Here is a 20,701-nt window from a genome sequence, read left to right as displayed (position 1 = left end):
CTTATGCCGTGCCCTAAGACACGGCATCATGCGTTAGCGCGGCAACGATTGCAACGCAGCGGCCACCGGCACATCGCCTTCGGTAAGCTCAATAATGGTGTGATGCACCTCAGGCCGATCGATCAGCGCCGCCAGCGTCGCCGCAACATCAGCGCGCGGAATATTGCCATAAGGAATCGCCAAACCGGCGTGAATCAGTCCTCGGGCTGGTTCATCGGTCAGCGTGCCAGGCCGTACAATGGTCCAGTCCAGCGCACTGGCCGCCAAATACACATCCGCCTGGCGTTTAACGCGCATATAGTTTTCAAAGCCTTCAGATGGCGTTTTGCCGCGTCCCGCATCGGGGAAGGCAGAAACCAACAGGAATCGGCGAACCTGCGCCGCTTCGGCGGCGTCGACCGCCAGTGCCAGGCCTGCGCCATCGATCGCATTGGTCAGCTCAATGCCCGCGCCACCGGCACCGGCGGTAAAAATCACCGCGTCATGGCCAGTTAACAGCGCGGCCAGCGCATCGCGGCTCAACGCCTGTATATCGCCCGCTACCGGCGTGGCGCCTGCCTGTTGCAGCGTGTCGGCCTGTTCAGGCTTGCGATGCAGAGCGGAGACCTGATGTCCGTTGTCGGCAAGCTGTCGCGTCAGATGAATGCCCACTTTCCCGGCTGCGCCAATAATGAATACCTTAGCCATGTTCTCTCCGTTGTCATGATGAATGCATAATCTGCTGCGGTCAGCCAGCTAATGTAGCGCATGAACGGGCCGCCCGTTTTACCGGCCCTGCGGTTTTGTTCCGATCGACAAGCACTTTACGTTAGCGGCCTCGCATAACTCGCCGGTGAGCGCTGCTATGCTTTTCGTGAAAATGTTATTAATCCTGTTGGCTGTGGAGATCGCTATGTCAGAAAAATTGTCTGCCCAGTGCCATTGCGGCGCGGTGGTATTTAAGGTGGCGCTGATCGACGGATTTAATACTATCCGCCGCTGCAACTGTTCCTATTGCCGTATGCGTGGCGCAGTGGTGGTGTCAGCGGCCTTGTCGGGCATTGAGGTGATCAAGGGCCAGGACAAACTGAGTGAATATCGCTTCAATACCGGCGTCGCCGCCCATTATTTCTGCTCGGTGTGCGGCATTTATACTTTTCATCAGCGTCGTTCGAACCCCGATCAGTACGGCGTCAACGTCGCCTGCATTGCGGGCGTGTCGCCATTTGATTTTACGTCAGTAGAAGTAACGGACGGCGTGAATCACCCGAAAGATGGCAACAGCAGCGGTATTGTGGGGCATCTTACCTACACGCCGGTTTGATCGGTCGCGCAGCACAAGCGAAAAAAAGCACCGGCTAAACCGGTGCTTTTTGTGGAACGCAATTAATTTCCAGAGCGGGCAGGGGAACCGGAGAAACGCAGAATCAGCATGCCGACCAGCGCGGCGACCACCGAACCGGCAAGTACGCCTATTTTGACCTCATCGACCAGTTCCGGGCTACCGGCAAAGGCGAGGTTGCCGATAAACAGGCTCATGGTAAAGCCAATCCCGCACAGCACCGATACGCCGTAGACCTGCATCCATGAGCTGTTTTCCGGGCGCTTCGCCAGACCCAGGACAATCGCCAGCGCAGCAAGGCCAAACACGCCAATCTGCTTACCGAAAAATAATCCCAGCGCCACACCTACCGGCACCGGCGCGGCCAAATCGTCAAACGTCATGCCGGTCAGCGCCACGCCAGCGTTGGCAAAGCCAAACAGCGGCAGGATCAGGAAGGTAATCCACGGCGCGATGCCATGTTCCAGCCGCTCCAGCGGCGCAACGGAATCAGCAGTGTTGCCCTGCAGCGGAATAAACAGCGCCAGCAGAATGCCCGCAACCGTGGCGTGCACGCCCGATTTCAACATGAAGAACCACAGCAGGCCGCCCACCAGCAGATAAGGCAACAACCGGGTTACGCCTGCGCGGTTCAGCCCCAGCAGCAGCGCCAGCATCGCGGTTACGCCCGCCAGCATCCACAGCGAGATATCGCTGGTATAGAACAGGGCAATAATCGCTACTGCACCCATATCGTCGAGAATCGCCAGCGCGGAAAGAAAAATCTTTAGCGAAGCGGGCACGCGGCTGCCTAACAGCGCCAGCACGCCGAGCGCAAAAGCGATATCGGTGGCCGCCGGAATCGCCCACCCTTGCAAGGTGGCGCTGTTATCGGCGTTGAACCAGACATAGATCAGCGCCGGCACCGCCATGCCGCCAATGGCCGCAAAGCCGGGCAGGGCGCGTTGACTCCAGCTCGACAGGGCACCGACAATCAGCTCACGCTTGATCTCCAACCCGACCAGCAGGAAAAATATCGCCATCAGGCCGTCATTGATCCAGTGCTCAACCGATAAACCACCGATATAGGCGTGCAGAAAGCCTTCATAACTTTCACGCAGCGCAGTGTTGGCAATGATGATTGCTGCCGCCGACGCCAGAATCAGCACGATGCCGCCTGCGCTTGGGGAGCTGATAAAGGCGGAAATCATGCCGCCTGTACCATTTCGGATTTGAGAGTTGTTTTCTGGCATGTTATCTCCTGGAAAACCGACAACAGTCTGTGAAGATGAATGATCCGCTGGTTAAAACATAACGGCTTGATCTCGCACAAACTACGCTGATTAATACAATGAATTGGATAGCGTTTATTCTAACATGTTGCTAATTGTAAATCGGGAGGCGGGCGTAAAGTCAGGTAAAGCTCAACGCAGGGGCGTTTTTGCTGCTTGCGGAGTACAAGATTGGGTTTAGAGGCAATATTCCAGCATAATTCAGTACGCTTATGCTGTGCGTAGGCCACAGGCCGAATTTCAGCTATGAAGTAATCAGGCTGGCAGCATCAGGCTCATGCGATTTTGGCGGGTTGATCTCTGCTCTGTGATTACGGATTTACCCAGCGTGCGGCGTCCAGTTCGCCAGTGATGCTGTAAGGCAGCAGGGCACGCTGATTGTTGCCGCGCTGCAGTTGATACCAGTCGAGCAGAGTAACCTGCACGATAATTACGCCGAAACGCGCTTTACCCGCGCTGTTATCAGCAGACTCTGCCGGTTGATCGGTGCTGATATCACGCGCATCGCCCGGCGGTCCGCCGGTATAGGTGGATTGCGTGTGTGCAGGCAGCGAATGCCAGACGCGGCTGGCCAGCTCGCTGTCGGCATCATAGCGCTGCGCGTTGCCCTGCAGGCGCAGCTGTAGCCGCGATTGATGGCCGTATCCCAATACCGTGACGCGCGGGTTTACAGCAAGTTCCTGCCATTTTGCGCTGCGAATATCGGTATGAAACTCCAGCTGCCGCGTCGCCTGTGTGGCCCGGCGCAGCACCAGCGTTCGGGCCTGCGCCTGACCATCGGCGTCAACCGAACTGAGGCTCAAATAGCGAAACGGATTGTCAGGCTGGCTCACGGCCTCTGCCAGCGTCTGCCAGGCCGAGAGGTCAATATCCTGGATGGGGGTCATTGCATTGCTTCCTGTAGCCGTTGCTGAAGGCACCTGGCCGATGTTGTCACACCCGCCACTGTCGTTACGGTTTACCGACCGAGCAAAAATTATAGTCCGCTCAACCACCTTCAGCTGACAAATTAGCAGCGCCGATTTTTTACCGGCAGGTTCATCTCCCACATTTCGCCCAGAATAAAATCCCAAGACACCGGCGCGATTTTCATAAGCCCGTTGCAGGGCGCAAAGGTCATCTCGCTAAACCAGAGGTCGTTATTAACGTCGAGGAACAGGTCGATGCGGCAATAGTCGATGTTCTCCGCTAACCGCTCAGCGATGTTCAGCATGGTTCTTATCTGCGTCGGCCTGGCGATAGCGTCTGGCGTGTTGCTGTAGCCCATCGTCAGCGGTAGCAGCTGCCAGTTCTCATCGTAAACATTCACATACTCTTTGCCGTTGGCATCGGTAAAGTCCGCTTCGATAATTTTTGCCCGCGATGAAAAGCAGTGAATACGATAAAGCTCGGGCGCAAGCACGGTTGCTGAGCGGCTCAAGGTCTCAATAAATGTTTCACAGATAATCAACGGCGAAATATCGCGATAGTGCGTTTCCCGGCTGGCGTAATACATGTTTTTGGCCAGCGAGAATTTCATTTTAGCCCTGGCCTGCTGCCAGTCGAACGTCGTTTTATCTTCGCAGACGATCGCGCTGCCGCAGTCGTGATTGCATTTCAGTACAAACTTATCGGGCAGGTTAGCCAGATTAATCTCTTCGGGTTGCTGATAGATGCCGAAAACCGGCACCAGATAGGCGGCGCCTATTTTCTTACTGACATATTCCCGTACCGCCCACTTGTCGGCCAGGCGGGTATATAACGGGTTTTTATCGTAGATCATGCGGTAATTGATTTTATCGTTCAGCGAGCAGGGCGAAATAATATTCAGGCTGCGTTTGAATTTGGCCTGGAATTTATTCAGCCGATAGCGTCGGTCGCTGATAAACCATGAGCGGGCAATTTTAAACCGGTACTCAAGGGCTTTAAGACTGTTTTTGAGCATATGCATGGTTGCCTCTGGTCTTATCATTCGTCAGAGAACGCTCGCTACCGCAGGCAGGGCAATAAATCGGCGGCGTCAGCAATCATGAACTGATACGCCGCCAGCCAGCAGCAGAGATGGATTGCGACAACCGCCAGTAAGATAAGGTGATGTTTTTTCATCAGCGATCTTCCTGTGGTCTCGCGGCCTTAAAAGCTATAGGTCAGCGCCAGCATGCTGGTCAGACCGCCACGACGGGAAACGATTGGGCTGTCTTTAGCGTGATCCCCCAGCCAGGTATAATCGGCGGTCACGCTGGTGCCCCAGCCTGAAGGAAACTGATGGCTCCAGGTCAGGCTGGTGTCGGTACTGTAAAAGCCGCCCGGTGCGTCATAGCGTGCGTAGCCGCTGCGCTGACTCTGCTCAGCGCTGACGCCATAAAAGGTGTTCATGTAACGCGCATCGCCAAACAGGCCGGCCATCTGAAGCGCCACGGTATCGGTTGCGGTTTGCCACGGAATCAGGGTAACGGAAGGGCGATACTGCACACCCTGACCGTCGGTGAGCGGCAGCGTGGCTTTGCCTTCCAGCACCAGCCACGGCGTCACCGACCAGCCAACCGCAATCGCGGTATTGGCCACCGATTTAATCTTGCCCATGCCTTTTAATTTGTTGGAACCGTCTCGCCACTGTGAATCTTTCTCGTCACGTCCGAGGCCGTAACCCAGCGTGTGCTCAAGATAGAGCCCATTGTCCGCCTGCAGGTCGTAGCCGATACCTTTTTGCGAATCGACAAAAAACGCGCCGTCGCGTGCCTGAAACACCGGCGCCATTGACCAGTGCTGCTTATCGGCACCGCTGTAGCGCGGCGAGTTAACACCGGCAATGCCGACCGTCACGTTATTCGCCGGTGGCGCGTCGTCAGCACAGGCGGCGCCGGTGGCCGACAGCAGACCCAGTGCCAGAACGTGGCGTGTGAGTGAGTATGTTTTCATTATTTCCCCTGATAAATGTGCAATGCGTTGCCTGAAATTAGCGGCGAGTATGCAGAGGCGATGTCAATAAACGACCAGGGAATGATGGAGAAACGGTCAAGGTGAGAGGATTTTCTGTAAAAAAAATCATTGGCGGACATAACACGCATTTTTGGCACCGGCAGGCGTGGCGCGGAGTGAGAATAAATTTGCCTGACTTGACCGTTCCTTGATGAAACATACAGGGAATCTGGACACAACCTGGATTGAATGGCCGCACTCAACTCAGGAACATGGCCATGACAGAGAATCTTAATCATTACGGCAGGCAGGCATTTGACCATCTCAGCCAGCACGGCCGACTCAAACCCGCCTGCTTTGCTATTTTACTGGTGCTGATGGCGTTGGTACTGGCGGGCTGCCACAACGACGAAAACAAGAAGGCGGCACCGCCGCGGCCGGTGCGCGTCATGCAGGCGCCAGTGCTCGCCGCCGGCACGCTGCTTACCCGCACCGGTGAGGTTCGTGCCCATGAAGAACTGCCGCTGGCGTTTCGGCTGGATGGCCGGTTGCTGAGTCGGCAAGTGGACGTTGGCGATCGGGTAAAGGCAGGCGAGCTGTTGGCGTCGCTGGAACGTGATACCGGACAGAATCAGCTCAGCAGCGCGCTGGCCGATCTCAACAGCGCCCGTGCCGCCGAGCACGTTGCCGCGCTGACGCTGAACCGTATGCAGCAACTGATGCCAGCGGGTGCCATTTCGCGCAGCCAGCTCGACAGCGCACGCGGTGACTGGCAGGCGGCGGTAGCGCGTCGGCAGAGCAGTGAATCCGCCTGGCGAAACGCCCGCGATAACCTGAGCTGGACGCAGCTGCAGGCGCCGCAGGATGGCGTGATTACCGCCGTCAGCGCCTCACCCGGTCAGGTGCTGGGGGCCGGATCGACCGTCGTCACGCTGGCGGCCAGCGACAGCCGCGATGCGGTGTTTGACGTCGCCGATCCGCATCTCATCGCGCAAAATGCTGCCACGCCGTTTACCGTTTCCTTATTAAGCGATCCTGAGGTGCACGCCACCGCCCGTCTGCGCGATATCAGCCCGCAGGCCGATCCGCAAACCCGTACCTGGCACGTCCGCCTGACGCTGATCGATCCACCCGCGGCACTGGCGCTGGGCGCTAACGTACAGATCGCTCAGGCGCAAAGCGGGCCCGGCGTGATGACGCTACCAGCCGCTGCGCTGACGCGCATCGAGGGTAAACCGGCGGTGTTTATCGTCGATCGTCAGAGTCTGCGTTTGCAGATCCGGCCCGTTACCCTCGCCAGCTACAGCGCCACCGATGTGGCGATCGCCTCCGGTATTCAGCCTGGCGACACCATTGTTATCGCCGGGGTCAGCAAGCTGCGTGATCAGGAGCGCGTGACGCTCGCGGAGGGCGAAGAATGAGCCAGCCACTGAAATCGTCATTTAACCTGTCGGCATGGGCGCTGGCGCATCAGCAGCTGGTGGTGTTTTTTATGCTGCTGATCATGGCCGCCGGGGTGTTGAGCTATGAGCAGCTGCCGCGCAACGAAGATCCGCCGTTTACCATCAAAACCGCCGTGGTCAGCGCCAGCTGGCCGGGCGCCGATGTGCATGACACCACCCAGCTGGTGACCGATACGCTGGAGAAAAAACTGCAGGAAGTGCCCTATCTCGATTATGTCGAAAGTCAGACGCACGCCGGCAAAGTGGTCATTTTTGTCTATCTGCGCGATGACACGCCGCCCGCGCAGGTGCAGGGCATCTGGTATCAGGTGCGGAAAAAAATGCAGGATATCGCCCCGTCGCTGCCGGAAGGCGTACAGGGACCGCAGGTTGACGACGAGTTTGACGACACCTACGGCACGATTTATGGCTTCACCGCCGAAGGCTTTACGCCGCGCGAGCTGCGCGATCGGGTAGAAGCCGTGCGGCGCGATCTGATGACGGTGCCCGACATCGGCAAAATCACGCTGACAGGCGTGCAGGAAGAGCAAATTGTCATCGCCTTTTTGCCGAGTCGGCTGGCGGGCATGGGGCTCGATCTGGAGCAGGTAAAAGCGGCCATCAAGGCGCAAAACGCGGTGGTGCCTGCGGGCACGCTGCGCACCAACAGTGAGAACCTGTCGCTGCGCGTTAGCGGCGCGCTCACCACCGTTGACAGCCTGCGCGCGGTGACGCTGCACATTGGCGATCGCTTTATTCCACTCAGCGAACTGGCGACCATCAGCCGTGAAACCGCCGAGCCGCCGGCCGCCACCTTTCGCGTTAACGGACAGCCCGCCATTGGCCTTGCGGTATCGATGGCGCCCACCGGCAATATGCTGAACTTTGGTGAGGCGATCACCGCCCGCCTGCAAACGATTCAGAACCGTCTGCCGCACGGCATCGAGATGACGCGTGTCGCCGATCAATCCGCGGTAGTGAAGGAGGCGGTCAGCGGTTTTACCCGCGTGCTGGGCGAAGCGGTGATCATCGTGCTGGCGGTGTCTTTTGTGTCGCTGGGCATGCGCGCTGGCCTGGTGGTGGCTGCGGCGATCCCGCTGGTGCTGGCGATGACCTTCGCCTGCATGATGCTGGCGGGGATTGGTTTACAACGTATTTCGCTGGGCGCTTTGATTATCGCGCTGGGGCTGCTGGTAGACGATGCGATGATTACCGTGGAGGCGATGGTGGCGCGGCTGGAGGCGGGCGATACCCGCTGGCGTGCGGCCACGCGGGCGTTTGAAACCACGGCATTTCCAATGCTGACCGGCACGCTGGTGATGATCGCCGGTTTTATTCCAGTGGGATTTGCCCAGTCGAGCGCCGGGGAATACTGCTATTCACTGTTTGCCGTGGTGCTGATTTCGCTGCTCTGCTCGTGGGTAGTGGCGATACTGTTTTCGCCACTGACCGGCACCTGGCTGCTGTCCGCCAAAATTACCGCCAGTCACAGCGGCCCTGGCAGACTAGCGCGTGGCTATCAACGGCTGCTGCGGCTGGCGCTGGCGCACCGGTTGCTGACCATTATTACGGCGCTGATCCTGCTGGCGCTGGCGATGTTCAGCACCCGCTTTTTGCAGGGGGAATTTTTCCCCTCGTCGGATCGCCCGGAACTGCTGGTCAGCCTGACGTTACCGGCTAACGCCTCGCAGGCGGCAACGGCGCAGCAAACTCAGCGTTTTGAGGCGTTGCTGAAAGGCAATCACGACGTTGATCGCTTCTCCAGCTATATCGGCTCCGGCGCCATTCGCTTTTATTTGCCGATGGATGTGCTGCTGGATAACGAAAACACCGCGCAGATCGTGGTGGTGGCAAAAGATCTGGCCGCGCGCGATCGCCTGCGGCAACAGCTTTCGCAGGCGCTTGATGCCCACTTCAGCGATATCACCACGCGTGTGTCACCGCTGGAACTGGGGCCGCCGGTGGGCTGGCCGGTAAGGTATCGCGTCAGCGGGCCTGATTATAAAACCGTTGAGCAGCTGGCACGGCGGGTAGCGGACACCCTCGGCAGCAATCCGCTGACCCGCGAGGTCAATCTCACCGCCGGTGAACCTGAGCGCGTCATCGTGCTGAAGGTGAATCAGACGGCAGCGCGGGCGGCGGGCGTCTCCTCGCAAAGCCTGGCGGATGCGTTAAATACCGTTTGGTCAGGCAGTCTGGTCACCACGCTGCGCGACAACAACCGGCTGGTGGATGTGATGCTGCGCGCCAACGATAGCGAAAGGCAGAACCTGAATACGCTCTCCGCGATGATGCTCACCACCGCCAGTGGCAGCAAAATTCCCCTCAGCCAGGTGGCAACACCAGAGTGGACGCTGGACGATCCGGTGATCTGGCGCCATCAGCGGCTGCCATTTATTACTGTGCAAACCGATCTGGCGCCTGGCCTGAAGGCAGAAGCGGTGTCAGAGGGGCTGGCACCGGCGATTGACGCGCTGCGCGCGCAGCTGCCGCCAGGATACCAGATCACCGAAGGCGGTGCGGTGGCGGAATCTGACAAGGGCAACGGTTCGGTATTTGCCGTGTTGCCGGTGACCCTGCTGATCATGCTGGTGCTGCTGATGATCCAGCTACGACGCTTCTCGCGCATGCTGCTGGCGCTACTGATGGCCCCGTTTGGGCTGATCGGCATCGTGCTGGCGATGCTGCCGACCGCCACACCGATGGGTTTTGTCGCGCTGCTCGGCGTCATTGCACTGGCGGGCATGATCATTCGTAACGCGGTGATTCTGATCAGTGAAGTGGACAGCAATACCGCGGCGGGTATGGCGCGGGAAGAGGCGATTACGCTGGCTACGCAGCATCGTGCCCGGCCTATTGTGCTGACCGCCTGCGCCGCTATCCTCGGCATGATCCCGATTTCTCATCAGGTATTTTGGGGACCGATGGCCTTTGTGATTATTGGCGGACTGCTGGTGGCCACGCTGGTGACCTTAACGGTGCTGCCTGCGGCGTTAAGCCTGGTGATGCAGGCGGCAGAACGCTGGGAAAAACGCCGTGCTGCCGCAGCCAAAGAAGGAGAATAAAGATGAATCGACAAACGCAAATTGTTAAGGCGCTGCAGACGTGGATCGAGGCCAACCTGCATCACACGCTGAGCGTGAACGATGTGGCGGAAAAATCGGGCTATTCGATCTGGCACATTCAGCGGCTGTTTCGCCAGGTGACGCACAAAGGCGTGGGCGAATATATCCGCGAGCGCAGGCTGATCAACGCAGCCACCGCGCTGCTGACCAGCAACGCCAGCGTGCTCAGCGTGGCGTTACAGTACGGTTATGAAAGCCAGCACGCGTTTACCCGCAGCTTTCGTAACTACTTCAGCCAGCCACCGGGCAGCTGGCGGAGAAGCGGCTGCTGCACCGCCACGCCGCTGTTCAGCGTTATCGATCCCTCTAGCGGCTGATGGCGTTGATATCAAACCAGGCCGGTGTTCACCCGTTTGCCGATATCTTTCAGCTGCGAATATTTTTCCAGTAGCTGCGGCGCGTCATCGAGGCTCATGGCAAACATCCACATGTAAGTCATGACGGAATAGATATGGCCCGCCTCCTGGCCGCCGCGCGCGCTCATCACAAAGATGGTGCTGGCGAACAGCAGCGCGGTCACGGTGCCGATGGAGAGATAGCCGATCGCCTCACGGTCGGAAAGGCGGATGCGCAGCCCGGCCAGCACGCGATAGTGCCGCGTCAGCGAGGAAGAGGGCGCGGCGCTGACAAAGGCCACTTCGCGCTCCAGCCGGTTGTTCAGTCGGGTGTACAGCGCTTCGTTTTTACGGGTAAAGCCCGGCAAAAAGCAGGCGAAAAACAGCAGGATTGCCAGACAGGCAAGGCCGGTCTGCAGCTCAATCACCAGCAGCATGATCGCCGCGCCGCTGATCGATGCCAGCGACGTAATGAGCACCGGTAAATGCTTTTCAAAGAAATCAACGAATTCACGCGACAGCGCCACGCGCGCGGCCACGGTCGATGCGCTCTGCTTGTCCAGGCGTTGGGCCACGATCACCGGCACCGCCAGCTCGGCGTAGATTCTGGCAAAGGTGCGCGTATCGACGCTGCGTCGGGCCGCGCCCAGCGCCCACATGGTGAACACCATTGCGGCATAAAACACCGCATGCAGGGCGTTGCCGGCAATAATCGCATTGATGGCAAAGCCAGCCAGCAGCGGATAGAGCAGGTAAACGACGTTTTCGGCGACCACCAGCAGCAGCGTGAGGATCAGTTTTTTGCCGTGACGACGGCCAAGTAATTTTAGGGTCAGTGCGGCGCTGCGGGATGGGATAAGCGGAGCTGTTTTTTCAGGGGTTTGCATGGTGCCCGATTCTGTTAACATGATGTTTGAGCGATTGCTCAAGGTTCGAAAAGAGTCTATTTGAGCAGGTGCTCAAAGTCAACGTGGATCCTGATGATGAAAGAGAGCGGCGACGCACTAAAAATACGTATTCTGGACGGCGCTGCAGCGCTGTTCATCGAAAAGGGCATTGATAACGTGACGACGCGTGAGCTGACTGAACATCTCGGCCTGTCACGCAGCCACATTTATCACTATTTCAGCGACTGGCAGACGCTGTGTGTCGCTGCACTGGCGCGCTATACCGAAAGCGAACTCGAGACCTTTAGCGCCGGCATTGCCGAAATGGCACCTGCCGATCAGCTTGAGGCGATGATCGCCAATTATCTGCCGGATGCGCCCGACGCTGTCTGGCTGCTTTACAGTTCGCTCTGGCAGCGAGCGGTGCATCACAAGGCGTATGCCGCACTGGCGGAATCGGTGATCGACAAATGGGTCGCGCTGACCCGCGAGATTTTTGCTGCCGGGACCGCGCGGGGTGACTTCAGGGTTGAAGATAGCGCGCGGGTGGCGCGGCAGTTCAGCGCCATGCTCTACGGCTACGCCGATACCCTTATTATCAATCCTTCAGCGGAGAAATATCGCGAGGCGGTCAGTGATATCCGGGCCTTTATTCGGCTGGTGGTGTAATGAAGCGCTGCTCCGATGCAGCCTCTGCCAAAGGCAATAAAAAAGGCAAACAGGCGACAGGCCTGTTCGCCCTGATGAGTGCGGAAGATTGCCGACTCACTGCACGGCATTGGCCCTCTGCTTCATGGCATAAAACAGCACCACCACAAAACAGATCATCGGCAGCGCGTAAGAGATAGCGGTGTTGTAATGATCGGCAATTGCACCCATCAAATAGGGCATGATTGCGCCGCCCACAATCGCCATGATCATCACCGAGCTGGCACGTTTAGTCTGCTTGCCCATGTTCTTCACGCCCATGGCAAAAATGGTCGGGAACATGATCGACATGAAAAAGAAGATCGCTACCAGTGCAATCACCGAAACGTTATCAATCCCGGCCACCACCACGCCACACAGCACAATATTGATCAGCGCATAGGCCACCAGCAGCGTCGCCGGGCGCACAAAGCCCATCAGCCAGGTGCTGAAGAAACGGCCCACCATAAAGCTGATCATGCCCACGGAAAGCAGGTACGACGCATTCTGGTTCGACAGCGTGTGCCAGTGCTCGGTGGTGTAGTTAATAAAGAAGGCGCCGACGCCAACCTGCGCCGCCACGTAAAAAAACTGGGCGATTACGCCACCGGTAAAGTGACCATGCTGCCATAAACCTTTCTCGATGCCGCGCTCTGCGTCGGTGCTTTGCTCACGGATATCCGGCAGGCGAGTACGGCTAAACAGAAAGGCGATCAGCAGCACTAACACTGCAATCGCGACATAGGTGGTTTTCACCGATGACAGGCCGTCAGCCGCGGTGCTTTGCGTGGCGGAGAAAAACAGCGAGCCGCCAATCACCGGACCAATAAACTGGCCTAAGCCGTTAAACGACTGCGAGAGATTCAGACGACGCTCAGCGCCCGCCGGATCGCCCAGCACGGTAGCAAACGGGTTCGCGGCGGTTTCGAGACAGCCCAGACCGAGCGCAATCACAAACAGCGCGAACAAAAACAGAGCAAAACTGCCCGCTGACGCGGCGGGAACGAACAGCAGCGCGCCCAGCGCATACAGGCATAAACCGACCAGAATGCCAGCTTTATAGCCGAAGCGATCCATAAAGAAACCGGCGGGCAACGCAACGATAAAATAGGCACCAAAGTAGGCCGCCTGCAGCAGCCCTGACTGCGCTTTGTTGACGTGTAACACATCCTGAAAATGCTTATTCAACACATCCAGCAGCCCGTAGGATAAGCCCCACAGGAAAAACAGCGTGGTGACCAAAATAAACGCCAGTCGGAAACTGGACGTCGTATTGCGTTCCGCATGAGCGGAAGCAGCAGCTTTGTTGGCAAACATAGTGTATTCCTCAGTATCTGGTCGTGCCTGTAGGGTAGGGTCAGCTCGAGGGCTGGTTTTTTATGTCAGATAACGTGAAAAACGGTCGGCCGCGCTCACGCGAGGCGTGCTACTTCTGCTCGGTCAGGGAAAAAATGCGCGTCATGGCGACCCATTTTTCATCGGGTGGCGTCCACGGCGTGGGGCGCTGATAGCGCCACATCAGCGCTTCCCATTCGCACACTTTTGGGTCTGCAAGACTGCGGCGTGCAAACTCTTCGCTGTCAAAATCCTCTGTGGTTTCCATCACCATCATTAGGCGGGTGCCCAGCCGATAAATTTCCATCTCTGCGATGCCGTAACGACGCAGATGCCCGGTAATCTCTGGCCAGATCTCACGGTGATAACGCTCATAGTCGGCGATAAGCTGTGGGTCATCGACCAGATCCAGTGCACGGCAATAGCGCCGCGTCATGTCAGCGCCCGATCGAGATGCAGATAGCCGCCGTCAACGCTCAGCCACTGACCGGTGGTGTGCGAGGCGCGCGACGAGAGCAGGAACACTACGGTATTGGCGATCTCCTGCGGCGTGGTCATGCGCTGCCCGAGCGGAATATGGGCGGTGATTTTTTGCAGTTTTTCCTCGGGGCGATCGAAGCTTTTGATCCAGCGTTCATACAACGGTGTCATCACTTCTGCCGGAATTACCGCGTTCACGCGGATGCCATCGCTCAGCAGCGCCGCCGCCCATTCGCGGGTCAGCGCCAGCACGCCACCTTTCGCCGAGGCATACCCGCTGGTATTGCCCTGGCCGGTTAAGGCGGTTTTTGAACTGATATTGACGATGGCGCCGCGGCTGGCACGCAGGGCGTCAAGGCTCAGGTGCGCCATCAAATAGTAGTGAATCAGGTTCTGCTCCAGCGATCGCACAAAGGCGTCCCGACCCGCCTCCAGCCCGACGTTGTCATTGGCTCCGGCATTGTTCACCAGGCCGTCGATAGCGCCATAACGGGCCAGGGTGCTCTCTACGGCGGTTTTACAGCTGCTCTCATCGCGCAGTTCGGTCAGCACAAAGCTGGCCTGCGGCGACAGCTGTTGCAGCTTATTCATCAGCTCGTTGGCCGGTTCCGTGTTGCTGATGATTACTGGGATGGCGCCTTCTTCCGCCAGCGTCAGCGAAATGGCCTCGCCGATACCGGAACCGCCGCCGGTGACTAACACCACTTTATTTTGCAGATGCAGGTTCATTGCTCGTTTCCTGTAGTCGGTAGAGGGTGCTGGCATTGCCGCCATAAATAGCCGCCTGCTCATCGGCGCTGAGCGCGGCCGTGGCCCGTTGACAGAGATCCCAGGGATTGCCGTCATCTTCTGCCAGCAAACAGACCGGCCAGTCAGAGCCAAACAGCAGTCGTTCGCTACCGAAAATCTCCAGCGCGGCGTCAAACCAGGGCAGCAGATCGGTGGCTGACATGCCCGCCGGGCGCGGCTCGGTCAACAACCCGGAGATCTTGCAGCTGACATGCGTTAACGCTTTCAGCGGCGCAACCTGTTGCTTCCAGTGAGCAACACCGCGATGCAGATCGGGCTTGCCGAAGTGATCGAGCACCAGAAAATGGCGGTCATGGCGCTGCGCAAACCGCACGGCGTCACTGAGATGGCGGTGCGTCACCAGCATTTCATACACGTATTCCTGCTGCTGGAGATGCCGCATGCCCGCGTTGATCGCCGCATCGGCCATCCACGCGCTGGGGGAGGGCTCGTCCTGCACCAGATGGCGAAAACCGCGCAGCAGCGGATGGGCTATCTTCTCGAGATCGTGCTGCAAATCGGCAGAAGAGAGATCGACCCAGCCGGTTACCGCGCGCACGATATCGGTGCTCTCGGCCACCTCCAGCAGCCAGTGCGTCTCTGCCAGTGAACAACGCGCCTGGACCAGGATACTGTGCTGAATACCCTGACGCTGCAGCACCGGCCGCAGCATTTCCGGCAGAAAATCCTGTTTCAACACCGCCATGTCATCATTGATCCAGCGATAATCGGCCGCGGTGTAGCGCCAGAAATGCTGGTGGCTGTCGATTCGCATTATCGGCATTCTCCTCAGCGGCTCAGGCGTGATGCCGGTATTGGTCGATCGATGCCTGATGCATCTCAATGGAGAACCCCGGTGCCTGCGGCGGCATGTAAGCAGCGCCACGAATATCGCAGGGATTAACGAAATGTTCGTGCAGATGATCGACATATTCGATGACGCGGCCATCGTGGGTCGCGGCGATGCAGAGATAATCGATCATCGACAGATGCTGCACGTATTCGCACAGCCCAACGCCACCGGCGTGCGGGCAGACCGGCAGGTTGTACTTCGCCGCCATCAGCATTACCGCCAGCACTTCGTTAATGCCGCCCATGCGGCAGGCATCGATCTGCACCACGTCGATCGCTTCGCGCATGATGAACTGCTTGAACATGATGCGGTTCTGGCACATTTCGCCGGTGGCCACCTTCACCGGGGCCACGCCCTGACGAATTTTTCGATGGCCTTCGATATCATCCGGGCTAGTGGGCTCTTCAATAAACCAGGGGTTGGCAAAGGCGAGGGCATTGACCCACGGAATGGCTTCATTGGTTTCCCACACCTGATTGGCATCGATCATCAGCTTGCGATCCGGCCCGATGACCTCGCGGGCGATGCGCACGCGACGAATATCATCTTCCAGATCCCGGCCCACTTTCAGCTTCAAATAATCGAAACCAGCGTCGACCGCTTCCTGACATAACCGGCGCAGTTTGTCATCGGGATAGCCCAGCCAGCCCGCGGAGGTGGTGTAGCACGGATAGCCTTCTGCCAGCAGTTTCTCGGTGCGCTGCGCTTTGTTGTCAGCGCGCTGCTGCAACAGCGCCAGCGCTTCCTGCGGCGTGATGCAATCGGTGATGTAGCGAAAGTCGATGCAGCGCACCAGCTCTTCTGGCGTCATCTCCGCCACCAGCTGCCACAGCGGTTTACCTACGGCTTTACTCCACAAATCCCACACGGCGTTCACCACCGCGCCGGTGGCCAGATGGATGGCACCTTTGTCCGGGCCAATCCAGCGCAGCTGGCTATCACTCGTAAAATCGCGCCAAAATTTTCCCATATTGGCGGTGATGCCCGCCAGATCGCGCCCCACAATCAGATGCTCCAGCGCACCGATGGCGGCACAGCAGATTTCATTGCCCCGCCCGATGGTGAACGTCAGGCCGTGGCCGCTCAGCGCCGGATCGTCAGTTTCCAGAATCACATAGGCAGCGGAATAGTCGGGATCGGGGTTCATCGCATCCGAGCCATCCATGGTCAGTGAGGTCGGGAAGCGCACATCTTCAACACGTAAAGCCGTAATGGTTGTCATCGCAAATTTCCTTTAGCGCGTGCTGCGTTATGCCTGCACCGTCTGCTGACGCTGCTCGCCCAAACCTTCAATTCCCAGGCGCATCACCTGACCCGCTTTGAGATAAACCGGCGGTTTTTGCCCTAATCCAACGCCCGGCGGTGTGCCGGTGGAGATGATGTCGCCGGGTTGCAGGCTCATAAAACGGCTGAGGTAGCTGATGATTTCCGGTACGCGAAAAATCATGGTGCGGGTATTGCCGTTCTGATAACGCTTGCCGTCCACTTCCAGCCACAGATCCAGCTGATGCGGATCGGGGATCTCGTCTGCGGTGACCAGCCACGGGCCGGTCGGGCCAAAGGTGTCGCAGCCTTTGCCTTTATCCCAGGTGCCGCCGCGTTCAATCTGGAACTCGCGTTCAGAGACATCGTTGATCACGCAATAGCCCGCCACGTGCGACATCGCATCGGCTTCGCTGATGTAACGGCCGCCGGTGCCGATCACCACGCCAAGTTCTACTTCCCAGTCGGTCTTCACCGAGTCGCGCGGGATTTCGACATCATCGTTTGGCCCGACGATGGCGCTGGTCCATTTACTGAAGATGATCGGTTCTTTCGGGATCTCCGCGCCGGTCTCTTCAGCGTGATCGGCATAATTCAGGCCGATGCAGATAAATTTTCCCACGTTGCCGACGCAGGCACCAAGGCGCGATGCATCGCTGACCAGCGGCAGACTTTCAGGGTCAAGCTTGCGCAGGGCATCCAGCGCAGCAGGCTGCAACGCATCGCCTGCCACATCAGTGATATGGTCGCTGAGGTCACGTATGTTGCCCTGGCTGTCCAGCAGACCCGGACGTTCTGCACCTGCGCTGCCGTAACGTAATAATTTCATGTGTTATTTTCCTTCCAGGAAAGTCAGCGTGATGACGCCGCGGAGGATTAATTACTCCAGCCGCCGTCGATAATTTGCACCGTGCCGGTGGTGTATGAGCTGGCATCAGAAGCGAGATAGAGCGCCAGCTGAGCGATCTCTTCGGTTTTGCCAATGCGGCCAATCGGCTGCCGGGCCACAAAGGCGTCGTACACTTCAGCTTCGCTGCGGCCTTCGGCCTGCGCCTGTGCGGCGATACGCTGACGCAGCGAGGGTGATTCCACGGTGCCCGGACAAATCGCGTTGCAGCGAATGCCGCGGGTCACATAGTCCGCCGCCACAGAGCGGGTCAGGCCGATCACCGCCGCTTTGGAAGCGCTGTAAGCAAAACGGTTTGGCACGCCTTTGATACTCGAGGCGACCGAGGACATGTTGATCACCGAGCCGCGGTTACGCGCCAGCATGGCGGGCAAAAACGCGCGGATCATGCGGAACATCGCCGTGACGTTGAGATCCAGTGCGAACTGCCATTCCTGCTCGCTGCAGGTCAGAATGTCGCCGCTGTGCACCACCCCCGCGCAGTTAAAGAGCACGTCGAGCGGGCCGCTTTCTGCGGCGAGGGCGGCAATGGCCTGCGCATCCGTGACGTCGAGCAGACGCGGTGTGATGCCGGGAATTCCCTCCAGCGCGCTGATGTTAATGTCGGTCGCAATCACCTCTGCGCCTTCGCGGGCAAACAGCGTCGCGGTGTTAAAACCGATGCCCTGTCCGGCGGCGGTGATCAAAACTTTTTTCCCTGCCAGGTTCATAGCAATTTCCCCATTACGTGCCGCTTTATAGGTCTAATGGTCAGGCCATTAAAGGCGAAAAAAAGGCGTTTAAACAGGTGCTTTTTGATAAGATGTTCAGCAAGCTGCTGCTTAAAACGCATTTCGGTTAACCAACTTTTTACATGCATAAAACAAATCAGCAATATTTTTGTCGCGAAAATGCTGGCTAAATCACTTAAAAAGAATTGAACTCAGGTGTCCGATGCCGATAAAAAAATTAGAAAACCCAAGAATTTACAGGCAGATAGCTGACCAGCTTAAACAGCTGATTGATAACAACGAATTTCCGCCGGGCAGTCGTCTGCCAGCCGAGCGTGAGCTGGCCAGTCAGTTGCAGGTCAGTCGCGCTTCGGTGCGTGAGGCACTGATTGCGCTGGAGGTGATTGGGCTGGTGGATGTGCGCGTTGGCAACGGTGTGATCGTGCGTCAGCAGCCGGGCGCGTCTTCCCGGGAACCGGTCATGTCGCAGGCGGGCCGCAATCAGTGGACCGATGTTGATGATGAGTTGAATATTGAACTCGATTTCACCGCTGAGCTGCCGCCGTTTTCCCTGCTGCAAACCCGCCGGTTAATTGAGCCTGAAACGGCGGCACTGGCGGCAAGAAACGCCAGCGATGAAGAACTGGCGGCGATCAGGCAGGCGTATGAGCAAAACTGCCGCGATAATCGCCAGGGTTCAGCCACCCATCCGGGCGATCGTTTATTCCACATTCGCATTGCGCAGGCCAGCGGCAATCCCGCTTACGCGTTTATTATCGCTCATCTGCTGGGCCATCGTTACGGCACCATGTTCCGCAGCCTGCAACAACATTACACCCCGCAGGATATGCCGCACCGTTCAGAGAGTGAACACCTTGAGATTCTGACCGCGCTGGAAGCACGCGACAGTCGGGCTGCCAAAAAGGCGATGAAGGAACATCTGGATGCGGTAATCAACATCTTCGGTCAGGGATAATATTATCTTGCCGCAAGCGGGACGTGACGGTTCCATGCGGTTTATTTTGCCAGATCGCCAACGCTGTTTGCTCGATCGGCGATTTTAGCAGGATTTCCCAGATGAACGTCGCTCTACAATCACGCCATCATCTCTGCGGGCGGAAAACCTCTCCGCCCGCCAGTCCGCTCTTATCTGTGCCGTTCTTTTGCCGCGCCGCAGCATTCAGTTCGGCTGACAAATCTCCAGAATAGCCAGCAGATAGATGCGCACCATATCGAGAAACTCGCTGATTTCAACGCGCTCATCCGGCATGGTGTTGTACTTACCGCCTGGGCCGCAGACCACGCCCGCCATGCCCGCATGTTGATAAAGGTGTGCCGCATCGGTACCAAAAAAAGCGGGTGGGGTGATGACGCCGGTGGGCTGCTCCGTGCCGCGCACGCTTTTCCAGGCGCGATTGACCGCTTTGACGATGGGCGAATCAGGGGAAACTTCAAACGGCAGCATGGTGGGCTTATCCCGTATGCCGTCATCGAAAAGTGCTGCCTTCAGTCCGGGATGGCGTTGGCACAGTTTGTCGAGCAGTGCCTGCAGATCGGCCAGTACGCCCTCAACCGTTTGCCCTGGCGCAAAGCGCGCCGAGCCTTTTAATCTGGCAAAATCTGCGACCTGTGGCGGCCGCCACTCTTCCAGCTCGCGTCCTAACGCACCGTGAACGGTGCCAATGTGACCACGATTAATTTTACGATGCGCCTCAGTTTTTGCGCCGCTAAAGGTCATGGTATTGATCTGGGGAATCAGCTCTACCGCTGCGCCGATAGCATCCACGGCTTCTTCGCGTTTCGAAAGGTGGCGCGTATCGCCAGTCAGCTCAATGGTAAACATCAACGAACCAGCATGCATGGTGAGCGCCTGCAAATCCGTGGGTTCGGCATTAATAAAGTAGTCAGCGCGCACGCCTTGCTCTATGGCAGCCAGCGTGCCAATGCCGCCCTGCAACTCGCCAACCACATAGGTCAGAATGACATCGCCTTTGAGTGTGACTCCGGCATCGATCAGCGTTTTTAACGCGCAAAAATAGGCGGCGTCACCGGCTTTCATGTTCGACACGCCAATGCCATAGATGAAACGGTCGTCAATTTTTCCCTGCCACGGATCCACCGTCCAGCCTTCGGTCACCGGATTGGTATCCAAATGCCCATTGAACAGGAGGCTGTTGCCGCCGCCGCTGCCAGCAAGGCGGCCAATGGCGTTTAGTCTGTCGCCGGGTACCTGTTGTAGCTCGGTCTCAAGCCCCAGCTGCGTCATCTGCGCCGCCATGTATTTCGCCAGTTCGCGCTCGCCATCGGTCGCGCTGTAACTTTTGTGCTGGACCATTTTTGCCAGAAACGAGAGACAAAATTCGCGATCAATATGATGGATTAACTGTTCAGGATTCAT

20 protein-coding genes are annotated in these 20,701 nt (G+C 57.8%); 6 read left to right on the top strand and 14 right to left on the bottom strand.

Annotated elements, in window-relative coordinates; translation table 11 throughout:
* Positions 1-33: 33 nt before the first annotated feature.
* Entirely contained in the window at positions 34-687 is a 654-nt protein-coding gene (locus tag EM595_RS18845; RefSeq protein WP_067436475.1) for an SDR family oxidoreductase, read from the bottom strand.
* Positions 688-892: 205 nt separating this feature from the next.
* Here EM595_RS18845 and EM595_RS18840 point away from each other — a divergent pair, with 205 nt between their 5' ends.
* The gene (locus EM595_RS18840) at positions 893-1,303 is read left to right on the top strand and encodes a GFA family protein (RefSeq protein ID WP_067437027.1); all 411 of its coding nucleotides are present in this window, start codon (positions 893-895) and stop codon (positions 1,301-1,303) included.
* Between the two features lie 62 nt (positions 1,304-1,365).
* Here EM595_RS18840 and nhaA read toward each other — a convergent pair whose 3' ends face one another.
* The 4 genes from nhaA to EM595_RS18820 form a co-directional block, all read right to left on the bottom strand.
* A complete protein-coding gene (gene nhaA / locus EM595_RS18835; RefSeq protein ID WP_067436472.1) occupies positions 1,366-2,553 on the bottom strand; it encodes a Na+/H+ antiporter NhaA in 1,188 nt (395 codons plus the stop codon).
* 350 nt (positions 2,554-2,903) lie between these two features.
* Positions 2,904-3,479, bottom strand: coding sequence for a pyridoxamine 5'-phosphate oxidase family protein (locus EM595_RS18830; protein WP_067436469.1), 576 nt, complete (start codon positions 3,477-3,479; stop codon positions 2,904-2,906).
* 122 nt (positions 3,480-3,601) lie between these two features.
* Positions 3,602-4,516 carry an ATP-grasp fold amidoligase family protein gene (locus EM595_RS18825; RefSeq protein ID WP_231938738.1) on the bottom strand — a complete coding sequence of 305 codons (915 nt, stop codon included), beginning with the start codon at positions 4,514-4,516 and terminating at the stop codon, positions 3,602-3,604.
* A 188-nt stretch (positions 4,517-4,704) separates the two neighbouring features.
* Positions 4,705-5,490, bottom strand: a complete 786-nt coding sequence (locus EM595_RS18820; RefSeq protein ID WP_067436463.1) for a MipA/OmpV family protein — start codon at positions 5,488-5,490, stop codon at positions 4,705-4,707.
* A gap of 278 nt (positions 5,491-5,768) precedes the next feature.
* Between EM595_RS18820 and EM595_RS18815 the strand changes: the two genes are divergently transcribed.
* From EM595_RS18815 to EM595_RS18805, 3 genes are read left to right on the top strand one after another with little or no spacing between them, the layout of a single operon-like run.
* Positions 5,769-6,911 carry an efflux RND transporter periplasmic adaptor subunit gene (locus tag EM595_RS18815; RefSeq protein ID WP_067436460.1) on the top strand — a complete coding sequence of 381 codons (1,143 nt, stop codon included), beginning with the start codon at positions 5,769-5,771 and terminating at the stop codon, positions 6,909-6,911.
* Positions 6,908-9,997, top strand: coding sequence for an efflux RND transporter permease subunit (locus EM595_RS18810; protein WP_067436457.1), 3,090 nt, complete (start codon positions 6,908-6,910; stop codon positions 9,995-9,997). Before EM595_RS18815 ends, EM595_RS18810 begins: the two co-directional genes overlap by 4 nt.
* 2 nt (positions 9,998-9,999) lie before the next feature.
* Complete coding sequence (locus EM595_RS18805; RefSeq protein WP_067436455.1) at positions 10,000-10,374, top strand: helix-turn-helix domain-containing protein; 375 nt, start codon at positions 10,000-10,002, stop codon at positions 10,372-10,374.
* 11 nt (positions 10,375-10,385) lie between these two features.
* On the opposite strand, the gene EM595_RS18800 is transcribed toward EM595_RS18805, so the two are convergent.
* Positions 10,386-11,279 carry an ABC transporter six-transmembrane domain-containing protein gene (locus tag EM595_RS18800; protein WP_067436452.1) on the bottom strand — a complete coding sequence of 298 codons (894 nt, stop codon included), beginning with the start codon at positions 11,277-11,279 and terminating at the stop codon, positions 10,386-10,388.
* A gap of 96 nt (positions 11,280-11,375) precedes the next feature.
* Here EM595_RS18800 and EM595_RS18795 point away from each other — a divergent pair, with 96 nt between their 5' ends.
* Entirely contained in the window at positions 11,376-11,948 is a 573-nt protein-coding gene (locus EM595_RS18795; protein WP_067436449.1) for a TetR/AcrR family transcriptional regulator, read from the top strand.
* Between the two features lie 96 nt (positions 11,949-12,044).
* On the opposite strand, the gene fucP is transcribed toward EM595_RS18795, so the two are convergent.
* The 7 genes from fucP to EM595_RS18760 all read right to left on the bottom strand — a co-directional run bounded on the left by fucP (position 12,045) and on the right by EM595_RS18760 (position 18,303).
* Positions 12,045-13,283 (bottom strand): L-fucose:H+ symporter permease, encoded by a 1,239-nt coding sequence (gene fucP, locus EM595_RS18790; RefSeq protein WP_067436446.1) that lies wholly within the window; start codon positions 13,281-13,283, stop codon positions 12,045-12,047.
* 109 nt (positions 13,284-13,392) lie between these two features.
* A complete protein-coding gene (locus EM595_RS18785) occupies positions 13,393-13,737 on the bottom strand; it encodes an L-rhamnose mutarotase (RefSeq protein ID WP_067436443.1) in 345 nt (114 codons plus the stop codon).
* A complete protein-coding gene (locus EM595_RS18780; RefSeq protein ID WP_067436440.1) occupies positions 13,734-14,510 on the bottom strand; it encodes an L-fucose dehydrogenase in 777 nt (258 codons plus the stop codon). Before EM595_RS18780 ends, EM595_RS18785 begins: the two co-directional genes overlap by 4 nt.
* Positions 14,488-15,348, bottom strand: a complete 861-nt coding sequence (locus tag EM595_RS18775; RefSeq protein ID WP_419190162.1) for an amidohydrolase family protein — start codon at positions 15,346-15,348, stop codon at positions 14,488-14,490. The genes EM595_RS18780 and EM595_RS18775 overlap by 23 nt, the downstream gene beginning before the upstream one ends.
* A gap of 19 nt (positions 15,349-15,367) precedes the next feature.
* Complete coding sequence (locus tag EM595_RS18770; RefSeq protein ID WP_067436434.1) at positions 15,368-16,645, bottom strand: L-fuconate dehydratase; 1,278 nt, start codon at positions 16,643-16,645, stop codon at positions 15,368-15,370.
* A gap of 27 nt (positions 16,646-16,672) precedes the next feature.
* Positions 16,673-17,515: a fumarylacetoacetate hydrolase family protein gene (locus tag EM595_RS18765; RefSeq protein ID WP_067436431.1), complete on the bottom strand. Its 843-nt coding sequence runs from the start codon at positions 17,513-17,515 to the stop codon at positions 16,673-16,675.
* Positions 17,516-17,562: 47 nt separating this feature from the next.
* Positions 17,563-18,303: an SDR family oxidoreductase gene (locus tag EM595_RS18760; RefSeq protein ID WP_067436428.1), complete on the bottom strand. Its 741-nt coding sequence runs from the start codon at positions 18,301-18,303 to the stop codon at positions 17,563-17,565.
* A 223-nt stretch (positions 18,304-18,526) separates the two neighbouring features.
* Between EM595_RS18760 and EM595_RS18755 the strand changes: the two genes are divergently transcribed.
* Positions 18,527-19,279 (top strand): FadR/GntR family transcriptional regulator, encoded by a 753-nt coding sequence (locus EM595_RS18755; RefSeq protein ID WP_067436425.1) that lies wholly within the window; start codon positions 18,527-18,529, stop codon positions 19,277-19,279.
* Positions 19,280-19,483: 204 nt separating this feature from the next.
* Here EM595_RS18755 and EM595_RS18750 read toward each other — a convergent pair whose 3' ends face one another.
* The gene (locus EM595_RS18750; protein WP_067436422.1) at positions 19,484-20,701 is read right to left on the bottom strand and encodes a M20 family metallopeptidase; all 1,218 of its coding nucleotides are present in this window, start codon (positions 20,699-20,701) and stop codon (positions 19,484-19,486) included.

Origin of the sequence: Duffyella gerundensis, assembly GCF_001517405.1 — a bacterium.
Classification (GTDB): domain Bacteria; phylum Pseudomonadota; class Gammaproteobacteria; order Enterobacterales; family Enterobacteriaceae; genus Duffyella; species Duffyella gerundensis.
This window is presented reverse-complemented; position numbering and strand designations above follow the sequence as displayed.

Coding starts and splice junctions, on each gene's coding strand:
- EM595_RS18750 (WP_067436422.1), bottom strand. CDS start 20,701: ATGAATCCTGAACAGTTAATCCATCATATTGATCGCGAATTTTGTCTC.
- nhaA (WP_067436472.1), bottom strand. CDS start 2,553: ATGCCAGAAAACAACTCTCAAATCCGAAATGGTACAGGCGGCATGATT.
- EM595_RS18780 (WP_067436440.1), bottom strand. CDS start 14,510: ATGAACCTGCATCTGCAAAATAAAGTGGTGTTAGTCACCGGCGGCGGT.
- EM595_RS18825 (WP_231938738.1), bottom strand. CDS start 4,516: ATGCTCAAAAACAGTCTTAAAGCCCTTGAGTACCGGTTTAAAATTGCC.
- EM595_RS18785 (WP_067436443.1), bottom strand. CDS start 13,737: ATGACGCGGCGCTATTGCCGTGCACTGGATCTGGTCGATGACCCACAG.
- EM595_RS18755 (WP_067436425.1), top strand. CDS start 18,527: ATGCCGATAAAAAAATTAGAAAACCCAAGAATTTACAGGCAGATAGCT.
- EM595_RS18810 (WP_067436457.1), top strand. CDS start 6,908: ATGAGCCAGCCACTGAAATCGTCATTTAACCTGTCGGCATGGGCGCTG.
- EM595_RS18805 (WP_067436455.1), top strand. CDS start 10,000: ATGAATCGACAAACGCAAATTGTTAAGGCGCTGCAGACGTGGATCGAG.
- EM595_RS18815 (WP_067436460.1), top strand. CDS start 5,769: ATGACAGAGAATCTTAATCATTACGGCAGGCAGGCATTTGACCATCTC.
- EM595_RS18840 (WP_067437027.1), top strand. CDS start 893: ATGTCAGAAAAATTGTCTGCCCAGTGCCATTGCGGCGCGGTGGTATTT.
- EM595_RS18770 (WP_067436434.1), bottom strand. CDS start 16,645: ATGACAACCATTACGGCTTTACGTGTTGAAGATGTGCGCTTCCCGACC.
- EM595_RS18760 (WP_067436428.1), bottom strand. CDS start 18,303: ATGAACCTGGCAGGGAAAAAAGTTTTGATCACCGCCGCCGGACAGGGC.
- EM595_RS18800 (WP_067436452.1), bottom strand. CDS start 11,279: ATGCAAACCCCTGAAAAAACAGCTCCGCTTATCCCATCCCGCAGCGCC.
- EM595_RS18820 (WP_067436463.1), bottom strand. CDS start 5,490: ATGAAAACATACTCACTCACACGCCACGTTCTGGCACTGGGTCTGCTG.
- EM595_RS18845 (WP_067436475.1), bottom strand. CDS start 687: ATGGCTAAGGTATTCATTATTGGCGCAGCCGGGAAAGTGGGCATTCAT.
- EM595_RS18830 (WP_067436469.1), bottom strand. CDS start 3,479: ATGACCCCCATCCAGGATATTGACCTCTCGGCCTGGCAGACGCTGGCA.
- EM595_RS18765 (WP_067436431.1), bottom strand. CDS start 17,515: ATGAAATTATTACGTTACGGCAGCGCAGGTGCAGAACGTCCGGGTCTG.
- EM595_RS18795 (WP_067436449.1), top strand. CDS start 11,376: ATGAAAGAGAGCGGCGACGCACTAAAAATACGTATTCTGGACGGCGCT.
- fucP (WP_067436446.1), bottom strand. CDS start 13,283: ATGTTTGCCAACAAAGCTGCTGCTTCCGCTCATGCGGAACGCAATACG.